The organism is Streptococcus ferus DSM 20646, assembly GCF_000372425.1.
In the GTDB taxonomy this organism is placed as follows: Bacteria; Bacillota; Bacilli; order Lactobacillales; family Streptococcaceae; genus Streptococcus; species Streptococcus ferus.
Map to the genome: position 1 here is coordinate 61,902 of NZ_AQVD01000003.1, position 16,932 is coordinate 78,833.

Consider the following 16,932-nt stretch of genomic DNA (forward strand, 5'->3'; position numbering starts at 1 on the left):
TGGTACAAGGAAAATAAAGCAAAGAAAAGGAAAACTATGAAACGTTCAATGTATGCAGGTTCTGTGCGTTTGGAACAGCTGGGTCAAGAACTAACCTTAAAAGGCTGGGTATCCCGCCGCCGAGATCTCGGAGGTCTGATTTTTATCGATTTAAGGGATCGTGAAGGGGTCATGCAGCTGGTGATTAATCCAGAGCAAGTTGATCAACAGACGGTAGAGGCTGCTGAAAAAGTACGGAGTGAATATGTCATTGAGGTGACAGGGCTGGTTGCTCAGCGCGATCAAGCCAATGATAAGCTGCCAACGGGTCAGGTAGAATTACAGGTCAGAAACCTCACTATTTTGAGTACGTCCAAGACGACTCCCTTTGAAATCAAGGATGGTATCGAGGTTAACGATGATACACGGCTGCGTTATCGCTACCTAGATCTTCGACGTCCCGAAATGCTCGCCAACTTTAAACTGAGAGCTAAGGTAACACACAGTATTCGAAACTATTTGGATGCCTTAGATTTTATTGATGTGGAAACGCCTATGCTGACGAAATCAACGCCTGAGGGAGCTCGTGATTACTTGGTACCAAGTCGGGTTAGTCAAGGGCATTTTTACGCTCTGCCTCAGAGTCCGCAGATTACCAAGCAGCTCTTGATGAATGCTGGTTTTGACCGCTACTATCAAATTGTTAAATGTTTCCGAGATGAGGACTTGCGAGGAGATCGGCAGCCTGAGTTTACACAGGTTGATTTAGAGACCTCTTTCTTGGATCAAGAAGACATTCAAGCGATCACAGAAGGCTTGCTGGCACAAGTAATGAAAGAAACCAAAGGGATAGACTTGTCATTACCCCTTCCTCGAATAACCTATGAAGATGCTATGAATCACTATGGCTCTGATAAGCCAGATACACGATTTGACATGACTTTACAAGACTTGACAGCGCTTGTAAAGGATACAGACTTCAAAGTTTTTGCTCAGGCACCTGCAGTTAAGGCTGTTGTTGCCAAGGGTGCTGCCGATCTCTATTCTCGAAAAGATATTGATAAGTTGACAGACTTTGTCAAGCAGTTTGGTGCCAAAGGACTTGCTTGGCTTAAATATACGGACAATACGCTGGCAGGGCCGATTGCCAAATTCTTGACAGATATCTCAGATAAGTTGACAGCTTCTTTACAGCTTGGTGAGAAGGATCTAGTGTTCTTTGTGGCCGACAGCCTTGAAGTAGCTAACAATGCGTTAGGAGCGCTTCGCAGTCGCTTAGGGAAAGAACTCAATCTTATTGATACCTCCCAATTTAATTTCCTCTGGGTTGTTGACTGGCCCATGTTTGAATGGTCGGAGGAAGAGGGTCGCTATATGAGCGCTCATCACCCCTTTACCTTGCCAACAGCTGACAGTCAGCAGGAGCTTGAGGGAGATCTCAGTAAAGTTCGGGCAGTTGCTTATGATATTGTCCTTAATGGCTATGAATTGGGCGGAGGAAGTCTTCGTATTAACCAAAAAGAGCTTCAGGAGCGCATGTTTAAGGCGCTTGGATTTAGCACAGAAGCTGCCAGAGAACAATTTGGTTTTCTTTTAGAGGCGATGGATTATGGTTTTCCGCCGCATGGAGGCCTAGCTCTTGGCCTTGACCGGCTCGTGATGCTTTTGGCAGGGAAGGAGAATATCCGAGAAGTGATTGCCTTTCCGAAGAATAATAAGGCCAGCGACCCCATGACAGAGGCACCAAGTCTGGTTGCAAAACAGCAGCTGGAGGAGTTGGCGTTAGAGATTGACACCCATGACTAGAAAGACAACTTTTTTAAAAACATTCAGGTATTTGCTAACAAAAGAGGCTAAACGATATGGCCTCTTTCATACCCTTAGAAGTATTTCGAGAGAAAAGTATGCCGAACGCATATCGGCTTCCATTCTTTATGGACTTTTATCTAGTATTGCCATTAACTTTTTCTTTCAGCCAGGACACGTTTATTCTAGCGGAGCAACGGGTCTGGCTCAGGTCTTGTCTGCGATTAGTTATCGTTTGCTGGGATTCTCGGTTCCTGTTGCGGTGGCTTTTTATCTGATAAACATTCCCCTGATTATTTTAGCCTGGTATAAGATTGGCCATAAATTTACTGTTTTTACTTTTATTACGGTCACTTTTAGCTCGCTGTTTATCCAGTTTATTCCTCAGGTAACCCTGACACCTGATCCATTGATCAATGCTATTTTTGGAGGTCTCGTTATGGGGCTTGGCATTGGCTATGCGCTTAGAAATAACATTTCCAGTGGGGGAACGGACATTGTCAGCCTGACCATTCGCAAGAAAACGGGCCGCGATGTTGGTAGTATTTCGCTGGCTGTTAATGGGGTGATTATGGTTTTTGCAGGCCTTTTGTTTGGGTGGCAGTATGCCCTCTACTCTATGGTGACCATTTTTGTTTCCAGCAGGGTGACTGATGCGGTCTATACGAAGCAAAAGAAGATGCAGGCCATGATTATCACCAGCCGGCCTGAAAAAGTGATTCGAATGGTTCATAGACGGTTGCATCGGGGGGTAACGTGCATCAATGAGGCTGAAGGAACCTATGATCACGAGAAAAAAGCCATCCTTTTGACCGTCATCACACGGGCAGAGTATGCCGACTTCAAATATTTTATGAAAAAAACTGATCCCAAGGCCTTTGTTTCGGTTGCCGAAAATGTACATATCATCGGTCGATTTGTGGAAGAAGATTAGTGGTTCTATTTTAGGAGAAAATCGTGAACGTTAAGGACAGCTTTCGTGTGCGTGATATTTGTTTTATCGCTTTAGGCGCAGCCATATATGCTTTTGGTTTCGTCTATTTTTATATGGCTAATCAAATTGCAGCCAATGGTCTGGCCGGTCTGACGCTGGTTTTTCATGCCCTTTTTGGTATTAATCCTAGCTATTCAGGTTATGCCATTAATCTGCCGCTCATCCTTTTGGGGGCTTATCTTTTTGGAAAGAAGTCGATTCTTTACACCCTTGAGGGGATTGTCTGCCTATATTTCTTTGTTTGGCTTTTTCAGAAGATTCCCTTCGTTGTTGACTTGGAACAAGATCTGCTGGTTATTTCTTTAGTCTCTGGTCTGATAGCCGGTTTGGGTGGAGGGTTGGTCTTTCGCTTTGGGGGGACGATTGGAGGCTCTGACATTATTGCGCGAGCTATCGAAGAAAAGCTGGGGCTTCCTCTGAACCAGGCCCTGTTAGGCATAGATATTTTTGTCATGCTTTTGTCTTTGACCTACATTACTGTGCCTCGAATGATGTACGCCCTGATTGCCAGTTTTATTTACAGTCAGGTGGTTAATCTAATCCAAAATGGTGGTTACGCTGTTCGTGGCATGATGATTATTTCAGATCAGTCGGCCGCTATTTCAGCGTTGATTATGGAGGAACTGGGTCGGGGAGTGACCTATTTGAAAGGTGAAGGAGCCTATTCGGGCAGGGAGAAAAACGTCATGTATGTGGCTTTAAGTCTGACCGATGCCAGAGAAGCAAAGCGTATGATTCGTGAAGCAGATCCAGATGCTTTTGTCTCTATTTTCAATATCGACGAAGTCATCAGTCCCGAATATAGGATGTCAAAAAGTAAGTACCGAAAGTCATAGAAAAATAGCTTTTGTGAAGGCTTGAGAGGAGAAGAAATGTTTCAGCAAGAGTTAAGAACTAGGATAAAAGAGTTGATTTTGATTGCCCTCGGAGTGGCTATTTATACGTTTGGATTTGTTAAGTTTAATATGACCAATCACTTAGCTGAAGGTGGCATTTCGGGGATTACCCTGATTATCCATTCCCTATTTGGTATCAATCCTGCCTATTCCTCTCTTCTTTTGAACATTCCCTTGTTTATTTTAGGCATGTCCATTTTAGGCAGAAAGTCTTTGGCTTATACGATTTATGGAACGGTTCTGATGTCTATTTTTATTTGGCTTTGGCAGATTCTTCCCATTCAAGTTTCACTCGGAAAGGATATGATGCTGGTGGCCTTTATGGCGGGGCTTTTTGCAGGTGCGGGCTGCGGTTTGGTTTTTCGCTACGGAGCTACAACTGGTGGAACAGATATTGTCGGGCGCGTGATTGAAGAAAAACTGGGCTATAAACTGGGCCAGACCTTGCTTTTGATTGATGCGCTTGTTTTGCTGGCTTCCTTGTCTTATATTGACTTGCAGCACATGCTTTACACCCTGATTGCCAGCTTTGTCTTCAGTCAGGTGCTGACGATTGTTCAAAACGGAGGGTATACTATCCGCGGGATGCTGATTATTACACGCCGCTCAGAGGAAGCGGCCCAGGCTATTCTCAAGGAAATCAATCGCGGGGTGACTTTTCTGAAAGGTCAGGGGGCTTACTCAGGCACCGATCACAATGTGTTATACGTTGTCCTGAATCCCCAAGAGGTTCGTGAAGTTAAAGCTATTCTGGCTCATATTGATCCGGACGCTTTTATTTCCATTATTGATGTGGATGAGGTCATCAGTTCGGATTTCAAAATCCGTCGAAAAAATTATGATAAAATTTAAAAAGACAAGATACTCAGGGATCTTGTCTTTTACTGTGTCTTACATTTCATTTGGGGCCTGAACGCCGAGAAGGGCCAGAGCTTCTTTTAACACGACAGCGGTAGCATAACTGAGGGCCAGACGGCTTTCTCTTTCTGAGCTGTCATCCAGGATACGGGTATGCGCATAGTATTTATTGAATGCCTGAGCCAGACTGATTGCAAATTTGGCAATAATAGACGGTTCAAACTGGTCAGCAGCACGTTTAATAATCCGAGGGAAATCTTGAATACGTTTGATAATTTCCCAACTTTCGCTGTCATCTAAAGCATATGCCGTCGTAGAATCTGGCTTGAAGTTTGCTTTTCGCAAAATTGATTGGATTCGGGCATGGGCGTATTGGACATAGGGGCCTGTTTCTCCTTCGAAGGAAACCATAGCCTCTAAATCAAAGTCGTAACCATTGTTGCGGTCGGTTTTGAGATCGTAAAACTTGATGGCTCCTACACCGACAGCTTGGGCAACCTCTTCTTTGTGAGGCAGATCAGGATTTTTGGCATCGATTTGTGTTAGAGCACGGCTGATAGCTTCCGAGATGGTTGGCTCCAAGAGAATGACATTGCCCTTGCGGGTTGATAATTTTTTGCCGTTTTTGGTGACGAGCCCAAAGGAAACGTGCTCCAAATCTTGGCTCCAATCGTAGCCCATGTCAGCTAGGACGGCCTTTAGCTGTTTAAAATGGGCCGATTGCTCCTGCCCAACCACATAAAGAGCCTTAGCGAAATCGTATTGGCGTTTACGATAGAGAGCGGCAGCCAAGTCGCGGGTGATATAAAGTGTGGCACCGTCTGATTTTTTAATCAGGGCAGGGTGCTCAATTCCATATTTTTCAAGGTTGACCACCAAAGCGCCTTGCGATTCTTGGAGGAGTCCTTTTTGATCAAGCAGCTCAACGACCTCGTCCATTTTATCATTATAGAAAGCTTCGCCATGATAGCTGTCAAAGTCAACTCCAAGTGACTGGTAGAGACGGTTGAATTCGTTAAGGCTTTCATCACGAAACCACTGCCAAAGCTGTGTTGCTTCTGGGTCACCCTGTTCAAGTCTGCGGAACCATTCACGGGCTTCTTGATCCAGTTCAGGCTGATGTTCGGCCTCAGCATTGATACGAACATAGAGTTTGAGCAATTCGTCAATAGGATGCTGACGGACTGCTTCTTCATCCCCCCACTTTTTATAAGCGACAATCAGCATGCCAAATTGTTTGCCCCAGTCACCAAGGTGGTTGATACGAACAGTCTGGTAGCCAATCTTTTGGAAAATATTTGACAGGGCATCACCAATGACCGTTGAGCGTAAATGACCGATGGAGAAGGGTTTGGCGATATTGGGGCTGGACATATCAATAGCAACATTACGGCCATGTCCTAGGTCCTGCTGGCCATAAGCTGAGCCATCCTGGATGACTTCTTTTAACACTTGAGATGAGATGAGTTTCTTATCAAGGAAAAAGTTGACGTAAGGACCAACAGCGACCACTTTTTCCAAACCAGTTTGATCAATGGTCTCAGCAATCTCAGCAGCAATGGCCTGAGGAGCCTTGCGCTGTATTTTTGCTAGGGTGAAAGCAGGAAAGGCAAGGTCTCCCATTTCCGCATTTTTGGGTTTTTCAAGCAGGTTTAAAAGATCCGTTTGACTTAAGTCAGGGAGGACCTGAGCCAGTTTTTCGGCGATTAATTCATTATGATTCATTCTTCACTCCTAAATGGTAATCACTCTATTCTATCATAATTTTCCCTTCTTGCTCAAAAAGCCTGCGGAATATCCTGCTCAAAATGAATAAAAAAGGAAAATACTGTTCATTTTCGGCATTTTTGCTATAATGGTAAGGATAAATATGCATATAAGGAACTTTTATGAATAAAAAAGAACGTCAAAATCAGATTAAGCGCCTCATTCAGTCGACACCGGTCAGTACCCAAGAGGCAATCAAGCAACATCTTGAAACGCAGGGCATCTCCGTAACCCAAGCCACCTTGTCTAGAGATTTGCGGGAAATTGGGCTCTTGAAGCTGCGCAATGAATCAGGAAAACTCTATTACAGCTTGGCAGATACTGGCAGTTCGGTTTTTAGTTCAGAAATTCGCAGCTATATTCGTCATGTTTCTCGGGCGGAATTTATGCTAGTCTGTCACACCAATTTAGGAGAAGCAGATGTTCTGGCCAATTTGATTGATGATGAAAGACGGCCTGAGATTCTTGGCACGGTTGCTGGTGCGGATACCCTCCTGGTTATTTGCAGGGATAAGATGGCCGCAAGCCAGTTTGAAACAGATTTATTGGCCAATCTATGACAGCGTTTGAGGAGACATTAGACCAGTTGTGCCAGTTATTGGCGCAGCATGAGAGTATCAGAGCCTATCAAGCCATCGAGACGAAGGTTCAACAGTTACCGGATTTACAAGATCAGATTCACCGGATGAAAGCTTACCAGCAGGATGCTGTTCTGTTTGAAAAAATCGAGAAATCTCAGGCTTATCAGGCAGCTGATGAGAAGGCGGCGCGTATCCAAGAAGACATCGAAAACCAGCCCATTGTTGAGGATTACCGTGCTAAATTACAGGATGCCAGTGATTTGCTGACTTATATCACGAAACGTCTAGAAGAAGGGATAAACGAGGAGTTGAACCATGGCAAATGACAAAATTTCTCCTGGAATGCAGCAATATTTGGATGTCAAAGCGGCTTATCCAGATGCTTTTTTGCTGTTTCGCATGGGAGACTTTTATGAGTTGTTTTACGACGATGCTGTTAAGGCCGCCCAGCTTTTAGAGATTAGTTTAACCAGCCGTAATAAAAATGCTGATAAGCCTATCCCTATGGCTGGCGTTCCTTACCATTCCGCCCAGCAGTATATTGATGTATTGGTGGAAATGGGCTACAAGGTGGCCATTGCCGAGCAGATGGAAGACCCCAAAAAAGCCGTTGGCGTTGTCAAGAGAGAGGTGGTTCAGGTCATCACACCTGGAACGGCTGTGGATTCGACCAAACCTGAGGCAGCCAATAACTTCCTGATTGCCCTTGATTCAGATGGTCAGCAGTTTGGTCTCTCCTATATGGACCTGTCAACGGGCGAATTTTACGTGACCAGTCTATCTGACTTTGCTGCCGTCTGCAGCGAGATCCAAAATCTCAAGGCAAAAGAAGTGGTTTTAGGCTTTAAACCAACTGAGGCAGAAGAAGCGGTTTTGCGTAAGAAGATGAACCTTCTTTTGTCTTATGAAGAGGAGAAAAGTCAGGAAAGCCAGCTTTTAGATGATAGCTTAAAGGCGTTGGAATACTCAGCTGCCGCCAAATTACTGCAATATATCCATCAGACACAAATGCGCGAATTGAGCCATCTGCAAAAGGCCGTTCATTATGAAATCAAGGATTACCTGCAGATGACCTATGCAACCAAGTCCAGCCTTGATTTGCTTGAGAATGCCCGTTCGGGCAAGAAACACGGGAGTCTTTATTGGCTCTTGGATGACACAAAGACCGCTATGGGGACACGGCTTCTGCGAACTTGGATTGACAGGCCTCTTGTTAACAAAGACCAAATTTTGGAAAGGCAAGAAATCATTCAGGTCTTCCTTGATGCCTTTTTTGAGCGCAGCGATTTAACCGAAAGTCTTAAGGGCGTCTACGATATTGAGCGTTTGGCCAGTAGGGTTTCTTTTGGGAAGGCCAATCCAAAAGACCTGCTGCAGTTAGGTCAGACACTGGATCAGGTTCCCTTGATTAAGCGCCTTTTAGAAAATTTTGCCAGTCCCAGTCTTGAAAAGCTGATTCAGGCTATAGACCCGCTTCCAGATTTAGCGGCGCTGATCAATGCCGCCATTGATCCCCAAGCTCCGGCGTCCATTACAGAAGGCGGGCTGATTCGTGAGGGTTTTGATGAAAAGCTAGACAGCTACCGCAAGGTGATGCGTGAAGGAACGTCCTGGATTGCCGAGATTGAAGCCAAAGAACGGCAGAAGAGCGGCATAACGACTTTAAAGATTGACTACAATCGAAAAGATGGTTATTATTTCCATGTGACCAACTCCAATTTGTCCCTTGTCCCGGAGTATTTTTTCAGAAAGGCGACCCTAAAAAACTCAGAGCGTTTTGGAACGGCTGAACTGGCCAAAATTGAAGGCCAGATGCTAGAAGCGCGTGAGGAATCAGCTAATCTGGAATATGACATTTTCATGCGTATCAGGTCTAGCGTGGAGTCTTATATTCAGAGGCTTCAGGAACTGGCCAAGCAGCTGGCAACTGTTGATGTCCTTCAAAGTCTGGCGGTTGTCGCTGAGAAGCACCACTATGTGCGCCCTCGCTTTAACCATAAGCATCAAATAGAGATTGTTCAAGGCCGCCATGCTGTTGTTGAAAAAGTCATGGGGGTTCAAGAATATATTCCGAATAGCATTCGCTTAGATTCGGAGACGATGATTCAGCTGATTACAGGTCCTAACATGAGCGGGAAATCAACCTATATGCGCCAGCTGGCCCTCACCGTCATTATGGCTCAGATGGGCTCTTTCGTAGCAGCAGAAGCTGTCGAACTGCCTCTCTTTGATGCCATCTTTACGCGGATTGGAGCTGCCGATGATTTGATTTCAGGTCAGTCAACTTTTATGGTAGAAATGATGGAGGCTAACCAAGCCATCAAACGGGCCAGTCAGTCCTCTCTGATTTTATTTGATGAGCTGGGTCGAGGAACAGCAACTTATGATGGGATGGCACTGGCTCAAGCTATTATTGAGTATATTCATGAAGAGGTCGGGGCTAAGACGATGTTTGCAACACATTACCATGAGTTGACAGAGCTGTCAAGTAGCTTGACACACCTTGTCAATGTCCATGTGGCCACCCTTGAAAAAGATGGGGAGGTGACCTTCCTCCATAAGATTGCAGAAGGGGCAGCGGATAAGTCCTATGGGATTCATGTGGCTAAAATTGCAGGCTTACCAAGTTCCTTGCTAAATCGGGCGGATCGGATTCTTTATGATTTAGAAAACAGCGGTGCGAACCTTCCTCTTAAGGCAAAGGCCTCTTTATCCGCCAAAGAAGCCAGTCAGGAACAGCTGTCGCTCTTTGCAGTAGAGGACAGCCACCAAGAGCTTCTTAATACCTTAAAACAGCTTGATGTGACTAATCTGACACCGCGTGAAGCGATGAATACCCTCTTTGACTTAAAGGAACTTTTGTAAACTAAAAGGGAGCATTCAAAAAGACCGGTTATTTGTCGGTCTTTTTTATGTCCTTGCAATCTTAGAAGGTTTATTCAAAGGTAAAACGGACGGGCTGCTCCCGGAGTTCTTTAGAAATGCCATTGACAATGGCGTAAAGCTGATGAACATCTTCGATAATACCATATCTACCCGCTATTCTATCATAGATTTCTTGCGTCCCCTTGCCAAGAGGCTTTTTATCTGAAAATCTCAGCGAGATAGCCTGACAGGCATAAAGCAGTTCAATGGCAAGAAGCTCGTAAAGCTTATCAAAGATGGCTTCCGCTTCTTGAATGACCAGAGGTAAATTGGTTTGTCGATCTTCCATCTCACCTGCTAAGGGATAGGAAATATTGGATAAAATTTGAGAGGCGTGGTGAATTTCGATATCCAAGGTGGCTGCTGTTTTTTGCAGAGCCTGAAGACCAAAGTATTGCTTGTCATTTGCCCTTAAAAATCGACTTAAGGTCGTAAAATCAGGGTTTCCCAATTTGATAACCCGCTGAACAGAGGCCCTGGAGAGATGACTCAAAGCAACCTTGAGCATCTCCACGGAAAGGCTGATGCTTAGGGTCTCAAAGTTGGGTGTCGAAATCACACGCTTATTGGCGATATCAACCATTGGATTATCATCAGAGGCCTGAAGTTCCTGAAAAATGAGGTCTTTGGTGTGGAGGAGGCAGTCATAGACAGCCCCGTGGATTAAAGGGACGTTTCGAAAGCTTAAAGGGTCCTGGACAGTCCTGCTCTGTTTTTTCAAGAGATAACTGCCTTTTAAAAAGGTTTTAATATGAAGGGCACTTTTAATCTGACCGGTCAAGTTTTTGCTGGCAAGAACACTGTCATCTAAGGGAGTGACATTGCCATTTAAAGCTTCTAAGGAAAGGGCATAGGCCAGATCAAACCATTTTAAAAGATTTTCCAACTGCTTGATCAAAAGGCAGATTTTGGAGAAACTGACAGCATTGGAGCTAATAATTCCCAATCCATCCTTGGCATAGAGGCGAATGGGCTTCAGTCCGAGTTTTTGAAAAACGTCAGCGGCTTGATAGCGTTCCCCTTGATAATCAATGAGTCCTTCTCCGATTAAGCCAAGGCCAATATAAGAGAGGATACCGATATCTCCCTCGCCGACAGATCCCCTGCCATTGACAACTGGGGTGACGCCATAATTCAGGAAATCAACCAGCAAATCAGCCATTTCAATTTGGACACCGGCGTAGCCTTTGATAAGCCCATTCAGTCTAATCAGCATAGCCGCACGAACCTTTTCAATGGATAGCTCAGGCTCTATTCCCACACAATGAGCGTAGATCAGTTGGCGGTTGAAATCCTCCAATTCACTTTTGGGAATACGGATGTCTTTATTTTTCCCCACACTGGTATTTAAGCCGTAAATAGCCTCGTCACTATCGACAGCTGCTAGGACAATTTGACGGGCCTTCGCCATACTGGCTTTGGCTTGGGGACTGATGGACACTTTTTCCTTTCCGTCAACAATCGCTTTGAGGGCGTCAAGTGTCAAATTATAACCTGTCAGCTCCATTTAGTTACCCCGAAAGGCATGCCGATAAAGGTCAATGCCCAGAGCTTCCTCCACTTCTGGATAGACAGACGGGTCTGTCACACCTGAGCTGAGTGGAAATTGGCTCTTATCAATCTTAAAGAGCGTTACCTCTTGGTCCAGTTCAATCTCATTGGTACTCAAGGGATGGGCATCTGCTGTCCGAAAGAGACTAATCACATCAGGATACGTTGCCAGACGCTTGCCAGACTTGGTATCGACGGCCATGTATTCATTTTGGACGTGCACGATTAGGGTGCTGCGACCGACCTTGATATGGACCTGACCAATGTCAAAGGCCTCATCCGTGTAGATGATGTCCTTTTTGATGACCTTGCCTGTTCCCAAAATCTCACCTGATGTAAAGGCGGCGATTTGTTCAATAATCTCAGGACCAGATTTCCCTTGATGGGACAGGATTTCATAGCCCAAATCAAGAGCATAAGAAAGGCCGCCGACCACCGCATGTTCCTTGAGGTAGGAAACGCTCAAGGGATTGCGGGCTGCAGCGATAAAGCCGCCTGATAGGTCCGATGCAATTCGTAAAATTTTAGAGGTGTAGGCAGAAGTCCCTGTCACAGCCAGTTCAATATGGCGGCCTGTGTCTTCCCGTCCGCCAGACACTGCCTGAATGGTTTGATAGCTGAGATCATTGGCTACCCCCATGTTGCCCATCTTCCCAGTCGGGTGGGCCCGGAGGTCTCCTGTTGCATCGACCACTGCCAAGCCTAGGGCTGCGGCTGCTAACCAGCCATTGGTGGAGCTGGATTTCCCGTTTTGCGGCGTCATCAGCCCCTTAATTTTTTCTGGATGGGGATGCTTCTCAAGAATCAGCTGCACCGCCTTGATATAATCTCGGCCCAGCATCTGCCAGTCAGTGGTTCCTGCTGGCGCTCCGATAGCCGTCTGAGTAAGGACAATGTCATCCTCTTCCAATTCATCCAGACTTAGCAAGGGCACCTCATTGATAGCAACAGCGGCATAGCCCATTTCCAGGCCGTGCTCATAAAAGCCACCTCCGCCACTAGCCAGAACAGCGCCACCTATACAGGCAGCCAGAACATCCTCGCGTTTTAATTTTTTGACAACCATATCTTACCTTCTTATTTTTCTAATTGAATATGACGGATTCCCTTTTCTGCAATTTCATCCAGAGAAGCCTGATAGCCCGCATCCGCATAACGGAGGACCCCTAGACTGGTATCATTGGTAATGGCTAGTTTGATGCGCTCGGCCGCCTCAGGACTCCCATCTGCAATCAGGGTAATGCCTGCACTCTGCATGAAGCCAGTATAGCCCCCGCCACCAGAATGAATGGCCACCAAGTCTGCCTTGGATGACGATGCAATCAGGGCGTTTAGCAAGGGCCAATCAGCAATCGCATCAGAGCCGTCCTTTAAGTTCTCTGTCATGATATTAGGATGGGCCATGGCCCCTGCATCCAGATGGTCTCTGGTAAAGGCAATAGGGGCTGAAAGCTGACCAGATGCCACCAAATCATTGACCGCTAAGGCCAGCTGGGTTCTTTCCTCATGGCCCAACCAACCGATGCGGGCTGGCAAACCTTGAAAGGGAACATGTTCCCTGGCCAACTTGATCCAGTTGCTGATGATGTCATTGTCAGGAAAGGTCTCCAAAATATACTGATCAATCACTTCAATATCCTTGGCCTCACCAGATAGGGCAATCCAGCGAAAAGGCCCAATAGCTCGCTCGAACAAGGGTCTGAGATAGGCCTCGGTGAAAACCGGAATATCAAAGGCATTCTCAATACCAAAGCGTTTGGCCTGGGTGCGGATATTGTTGCCATTGTCGAAAACCTGGGCACCCTTGGCTTGAAAGGCTAGGATGGCCGAGACTTCCTTAGCAATGGATTTGCCCGCAGCTTCTTCCAGCTCCTGGGGCTGATTCTCTCTTAACTGGGCCACCTGGTCCAGACTAAAACCTTCTGGGACATAGCCATAGAGCAAATCATGGGCCGCTGTCTGATCGGTGACAATATCTGGCACGATTCCCCTATCTAAAATGTCCGGATAGACCGTAGCAGCATTGCCCACCAAGGCCACCGAAAGCGACTCTCCTTTTTGTCTGGCTTCTTCTATCCAGCCCAGAGCCTGGTCCAAGTCAGCCGTCTTTTTGTCAACATAGCCCAGGTCTAAGCGCTTATCAATGTTGTCTTCATTGACATCCACCACCAAAATGGCAGCGCCCGTCAGTTTACCGGCCAAGGGTTGGGAACCACCCATGCCACCCATACCGGCTGACAGGATAAAGCGCCCTTTGAGACTGCCACCAAAGGCCTGTCTGGCAATGGATTGAAAAATCTCATAGGTGCCTTGAATCACACCCTGAGAACCGATATATTGCCAATCGCCGGCCGTCAGACCGCCCCAGGTAATCAAGTTTTTATCATATAATTCATAAAAATAATCTGGCCTTGCCCACTGACCAACCAAATTTGAATTGGCCATAATGACCACAGGGGCATCCCGATGGGTTTTCAAGACAGCAATGGGCTTGCCAGACTGAACAATCAAACTCTCATCCTCCTCCAGATTTAGCAGACTCTCCACAATGGCATGATAAGAAGACCAGTCTCTGGCCGCCTTTCCCAATGCCCCATAAACGATGAGATTTTCTGGGTCTTCCCCATTTTCCAAGACATTTTCCAGTAGCCGCAGGAGCCCTTCCTGTCTCCAGCCCTTGGCCCTCAACAGACTCCCTCTCTGTGCTGTTATCATGCCTAATCCTCCTTATTTCAATCATGAGCTAATACTTATAATGCTATCATCAATAAAAAACGTTGCATAATTAGATTTTTTTATCTCTAGCCATAAAAAAAATTAATAGCCAACCAACCTTGTGTTCCAAGTCAGCCTTCCCTAGGCATTTATGGTATAATAGTCCCATTCGAGCGAGGAAAAATGATGTCAACAATTATAGAACTACCGGAAGTTTTAGCCAATCAGATTGCGGCAGGAGAGGTCATTGAAAGACCGGCCAGTGTGGTCAAAGAATTGGTTGAAAATGCCATTGATGCAGGCAGCCGCCAAATTACTATCGAGGTGGAACAAGCTGGCCTGCAAAAAATTCAGGTAACAGATAATGGCCATGGAATGGCACAGGAAGATGTGGCGATGAGTTTGCGTCGGCACGCCACCAGTAAGATTAAAAATCAGTCAGATCTTTTTAGGATTCGGACCCTAGGTTTTCGCGGAGAGGCCCTGCCTTCCATCGCTTCCGTCAGCCAGCTTAAAATAGTCACTGCAACCGCGGATTCAGAACACGGCAGCCTGCTTCTAGCCAAAGGAGGTAAGATTGAAAAAGAAGAGGTTGCAACCAGTCCGACTGGCACAAAAATTACCGTCGAAGACCTTTTCTTTAATACACCTGCCAGGCTCAAGTATATGAAAAGCCTACAGGCAGAAACCGGACACATTATTGATGTTGTCAATCGTCTCAGTCTGGCTCACCCCGAGATTGCGTTCAGCTTAATCAATGATGGCCGCCAGCTGACCAAGACCTCTGGAACAGGGGATCTTCGTCAGGCTATTGCAGGCATTTATGGTCTCAACACCGCAAAAAAAATGGTGGAAATCTCGGCGACGGATCTTGATTTTGAAGTCTCAGGCTATATTAGCCTGCCTGAATTGACGCGTGCTAACCGCAATTACATAACGCTTTTGATCAATGGCCGATACATTAAGAATTTCCTGCTTAACCGTGCGATTTTAGAAGGCTATGGCTCTAAGCTGATGGTTGGCCGCTTTCCGATTGCTGTGATTGATATCCAGATTGACCCCTATCTGGCAGATGTCAATGTTCATCCGACAAAGCAAGAAGTCCGTATTTCCAAAGAAAAAGAGCTCATGGCGCTTATCCGCTCAGCAATTGCTCAAAGCTTAAGGGCAAAGAGCCTTATCCCAGATGCGCTGGAAAATTTGGCAAAATCAAATGGTCGGCGTAGTCCGAAGCCAGAACAGACCAGCTTGCCGCTCAAAGAAAAGTCACTTTACTACGACAAGGAACGTCAAGACTTTTTCATGAAAGATGCCATTGTTGATGAGGCACCTGCAGTCTTAGAGGAGCAGAATAGCCTGCCGACTTCCCAAGACCTGTCATCAACCAGCCCGACAGCCTACCATAAAGCCAACCGTCTCCAAGAATATCAGGAGGCATCCGATGCTAATCATCCAGACGTTGATGTTAAGCATCAGGCGACATTACGGAAACTCCTTAGAGAGCTTGAAAATGAAGAAAGGTCAAGTTTTCCTGAATTGGAGTATTTTGGACAGATGCATGGGACCTATCTCTTTGCTCAAGGACAAGGGGGGCTTTATATTATTGATCAGCATGCTGCTCAGGAACGTGTCAAGTATGAATACTACAGAGAGGCCATTGGTCAAGTTGACACGAGTTTACAGCAGGTGCTAGTCCCCTATCTCTTTGAATTTCCTCGAAATGATTTCATGACATTGCAGGAAAAAATGCCTCTCTTGAAAGAAGTAGGAATCCACCTAGACCCGTATGGAGACAACACCTTCATCCTCAGAGAGCATCCCATCTGGATGAAAGAAGAGGAAATTGAAGCAGGTATCTATGAAATTTGTGATATGCTGCTCTTGACGAACGACATTTCCATCAAAACCTATCGAGCAGAGCTGGCTATTATGATGTCCTGCAAACGCTCCATTAAGGCCAATCATAGTCTGGATGATTATTCGGCCAGAAACCTTTTGACACAATTAGCTCAGTGTAAAAACCCTTATAACTGTCCGCATGGCCGTCCGGTCTTAGTCAACTTCACCAAATCTGATATGGAGAAGATGTTCCGCCGTATCCAAGAAAATCATACGAGCCTGCGCGATTTAGGAAAATATTGAAAGCTTTGTCCACCAAAGCTTTTTTAGTGTATCGGCGCCAGACAATCTTTGCCAAAAGAGGACAAGAAATATGCTATACTGAATAGGATAGAAGGAGTTCATATGTACGATTATTTAAAAGGTGTTTTGACCAAGATCACAGCCAAGTATATTGTTTTGGAAGCCGGAGGACTCGGGTACATCATCAATGTTGCCAACCCTTACAGCTTCTCAGACCAGCTTAAACAGGAGCTTAAAATTTACCTGCATCATGTTGTCCGTGAAGATGCCCAGCTGCTCTACGGCTTTCACACAGAAGAGGAGAAAGCCGTCTTTCTTCAGCTGATTTCGGTGACGGGTATCGGGCCCACTTCGGCTTTGGCTATTATAGCGGCAGATGATAATGACGGTTTGGTTGAGGCTATTGATAAAAGTGATGTTAAGTACCTGATGAAGTTTCCCAAGATTGGCAAAAAGACTGCCCAGCAGATGGTTCTGGATTTGGCAGGGAAATTCGCAGAATTTTCAGCAGAAGAGAGCAAGGCAGCTAAGGCACAGTCACAAGGCAACCAGAATCTGGAGGAAGCGATGGAAGCCCTCTTGGCTCTCGGTTATAAGGCCAGTGAACTGAAAAAGATTCGCCGCTTTTTTGAAGGAACTACTGACAGTACGGAAAACTATATCAAATCAGCACTTAAAATGCTGATTAAGTAAGCTCAGACAGAGTGTTGAGGAGGCT

13 protein-coding genes are annotated in these 16,932 nt (G+C 45.8%); 9 read left to right on the plus strand and 4 right to left on the minus strand.

The annotated features are described in order from the left end of the window. Positions 1 to 36: 36 nt before the first annotated feature. The 4 genes from aspS to A3GY_RS0105735 are packed head-to-tail and all read left to right on the plus strand — an operon-like array spanning position 37 to position 4,527. Positions 37 to 1,785 carry an aspartate--tRNA ligase gene (aspS, locus tag A3GY_RS0105720; protein WP_018030455.1) on the plus strand — a complete coding sequence of 583 codons (1,749 nt, stop codon included), beginning with the start codon at positions 37 to 39 and terminating at the stop codon, positions 1,783 to 1,785. Next, positions 1,778 to 2,719, plus strand: coding sequence for a YitT family protein (locus A3GY_RS0105725; protein ID WP_018030456.1), 942 nt, complete (start codon positions 1,778 to 1,780; stop codon positions 2,717 to 2,719). The genes aspS and A3GY_RS0105725 overlap by 8 nt, the downstream gene beginning before the upstream one ends. A 23-nt stretch (positions 2,720 to 2,742) precedes the next feature. Further along, on the plus strand, positions 2,743 to 3,615 hold the full coding sequence (locus A3GY_RS0105730) for a YitT family protein (RefSeq protein WP_018030457.1): 873 nt from the start codon (positions 2,743 to 2,745) through the stop codon (positions 3,613 to 3,615). A gap of 36 nt (positions 3,616 to 3,651) precedes the next feature. Beyond that, positions 3,652 to 4,527, plus strand: a complete 876-nt coding sequence (locus A3GY_RS0105735; RefSeq protein ID WP_018030458.1) for a YitT family protein — start codon at positions 3,652 to 3,654, stop codon at positions 4,525 to 4,527. Between the two features lie 39 nt (positions 4,528 to 4,566). Here A3GY_RS0105735 and argS read toward each other — a convergent pair whose 3' ends face one another. Next, the gene (argS, locus tag A3GY_RS0105740; protein WP_018030459.1) at positions 4,567 to 6,258 is read right to left on the minus strand and encodes an arginine--tRNA ligase; all 1,692 of its coding nucleotides are present in this window, start codon (positions 6,256 to 6,258) and stop codon (positions 4,567 to 4,569) included. A gap of 164 nt (positions 6,259 to 6,422) precedes the next feature. On the opposite strand from argS, the gene argR reads away from it, so the two are divergent. The 3 genes from argR to mutS are packed head-to-tail and all read left to right on the plus strand — an operon-like array spanning position 6,423 to position 9,746. Further along, positions 6,423 to 6,860 (plus strand): arginine repressor, encoded by a 438-nt coding sequence (gene argR, locus A3GY_RS0105745; protein WP_018030460.1) that lies wholly within the window; start codon positions 6,423 to 6,425, stop codon positions 6,858 to 6,860. After that, positions 6,857 to 7,207, plus strand: a complete 351-nt coding sequence (locus A3GY_RS0105750) for a YlbF family regulator (RefSeq protein ID WP_026161948.1) — start codon at positions 6,857 to 6,859, stop codon at positions 7,205 to 7,207. Before argR ends, A3GY_RS0105750 begins: the two co-directional genes overlap by 4 nt. Continuing rightward, the gene (gene mutS, locus A3GY_RS0105755) at positions 7,197 to 9,746 is read left to right on the plus strand and encodes a DNA mismatch repair protein MutS (RefSeq protein ID WP_018030462.1); all 2,550 of its coding nucleotides are present in this window, start codon (positions 7,197 to 7,199) and stop codon (positions 9,744 to 9,746) included. Before A3GY_RS0105750 ends, mutS begins: the two co-directional genes overlap by 11 nt. A gap of 70 nt (positions 9,747 to 9,816) precedes the next feature. Here mutS and A3GY_RS0105760 read toward each other — a convergent pair whose 3' ends face one another. Genes A3GY_RS0105760 through ertB form a run of 3 tightly spaced genes read right to left on the minus strand, consistent with a single transcriptional unit; the run spans position 9,817 to position 14,072 of the window. Next, positions 9,817 to 11,313, minus strand: a complete 1,497-nt coding sequence (locus A3GY_RS0105760; RefSeq protein ID WP_018030463.1) for an aromatic amino acid ammonia-lyase — start codon at positions 11,311 to 11,313, stop codon at positions 9,817 to 9,819. Next, complete coding sequence (ertC, locus tag A3GY_RS0105765; RefSeq protein WP_018030464.1) at positions 11,314 to 12,423, minus strand: thiohydantoin desulfurase; 1,110 nt, start codon at positions 12,421 to 12,423, stop codon at positions 11,314 to 11,316. Positions 12,424 to 12,434: 11 nt separating this feature from the next. Then, positions 12,435 to 14,072 (minus strand): thiourocanate hydratase, encoded by a 1,638-nt coding sequence (ertB, locus tag A3GY_RS0105770; protein WP_018030465.1) that lies wholly within the window; start codon positions 14,070 to 14,072, stop codon positions 12,435 to 12,437. A gap of 186 nt (positions 14,073 to 14,258) precedes the next feature. Here ertB and mutL point away from each other — a divergent pair, with 186 nt between their 5' ends. Then, complete coding sequence (gene mutL, locus A3GY_RS0105775; RefSeq protein WP_018030466.1) at positions 14,259 to 16,214, plus strand: DNA mismatch repair endonuclease MutL; 1,956 nt, start codon at positions 14,259 to 14,261, stop codon at positions 16,212 to 16,214. 102 nt (positions 16,215 to 16,316) lie between these two features. Then, complete coding sequence (gene ruvA / locus A3GY_RS0105780) at positions 16,317 to 16,907, plus strand: Holliday junction branch migration protein RuvA (protein ID WP_018030467.1); 591 nt, start codon at positions 16,317 to 16,319, stop codon at positions 16,905 to 16,907. Positions 16,908 to 16,932: the final 25 nt, after the last annotated feature.

What these genes read in the sequence shown, in the direction of transcription:
- aspS (WP_018030455.1), top strand. Translation starts at nt 37, where the DNA reads ATGAAACGTTCAATGTATGCAGGTTCTGTGCGTTTGGAACAGCTGGGT.
- A3GY_RS0105725 (WP_018030456.1), top strand. Translation starts at nt 1,778, where the DNA reads ATGACTAGAAAGACAACTTTTTTAAAAACATTCAGGTATTTGCTAACA.
- A3GY_RS0105735 (WP_018030458.1), top strand. Translation starts at nt 3,652, where the DNA reads ATGTTTCAGCAAGAGTTAAGAACTAGGATAAAAGAGTTGATTTTGATT.
- argS (WP_018030459.1), bottom strand. Translation starts at nt 6,258, where the DNA reads ATGAATCATAATGAATTAATCGCCGAAAAACTGGCTCAGGTCCTCCCT.
- argR (WP_018030460.1), top strand. Translation starts at nt 6,423, where the DNA reads ATGAATAAAAAAGAACGTCAAAATCAGATTAAGCGCCTCATTCAGTCG.
- A3GY_RS0105750 (WP_026161948.1), top strand. Translation starts at nt 6,857, where the DNA reads ATGACAGCGTTTGAGGAGACATTAGACCAGTTGTGCCAGTTATTGGCG.
- mutS (WP_018030462.1), top strand. Translation starts at nt 7,197, where the DNA reads ATGGCAAATGACAAAATTTCTCCTGGAATGCAGCAATATTTGGATGTC.
- A3GY_RS0105760 (WP_018030463.1), bottom strand. Translation starts at nt 11,313, where the DNA reads ATGGAGCTGACAGGTTATAATTTGACACTTGACGCCCTCAAAGCGATT.
- ertC (WP_018030464.1), bottom strand. Translation starts at nt 12,423, where the DNA reads ATGGTTGTCAAAAAATTAAAACGCGAGGATGTTCTGGCTGCCTGTATA.
- ertB (WP_018030465.1), bottom strand. Translation starts at nt 14,072, where the DNA reads ATGATAACAGCACAGAGAGGGAGTCTGTTGAGGGCCAAGGGCTGGAGA.
- mutL (WP_018030466.1), top strand. Translation starts at nt 14,259, where the DNA reads ATGTCAACAATTATAGAACTACCGGAAGTTTTAGCCAATCAGATTGCG.
- ruvA (WP_018030467.1), top strand. Translation starts at nt 16,317, where the DNA reads ATGTACGATTATTTAAAAGGTGTTTTGACCAAGATCACAGCCAAGTAT.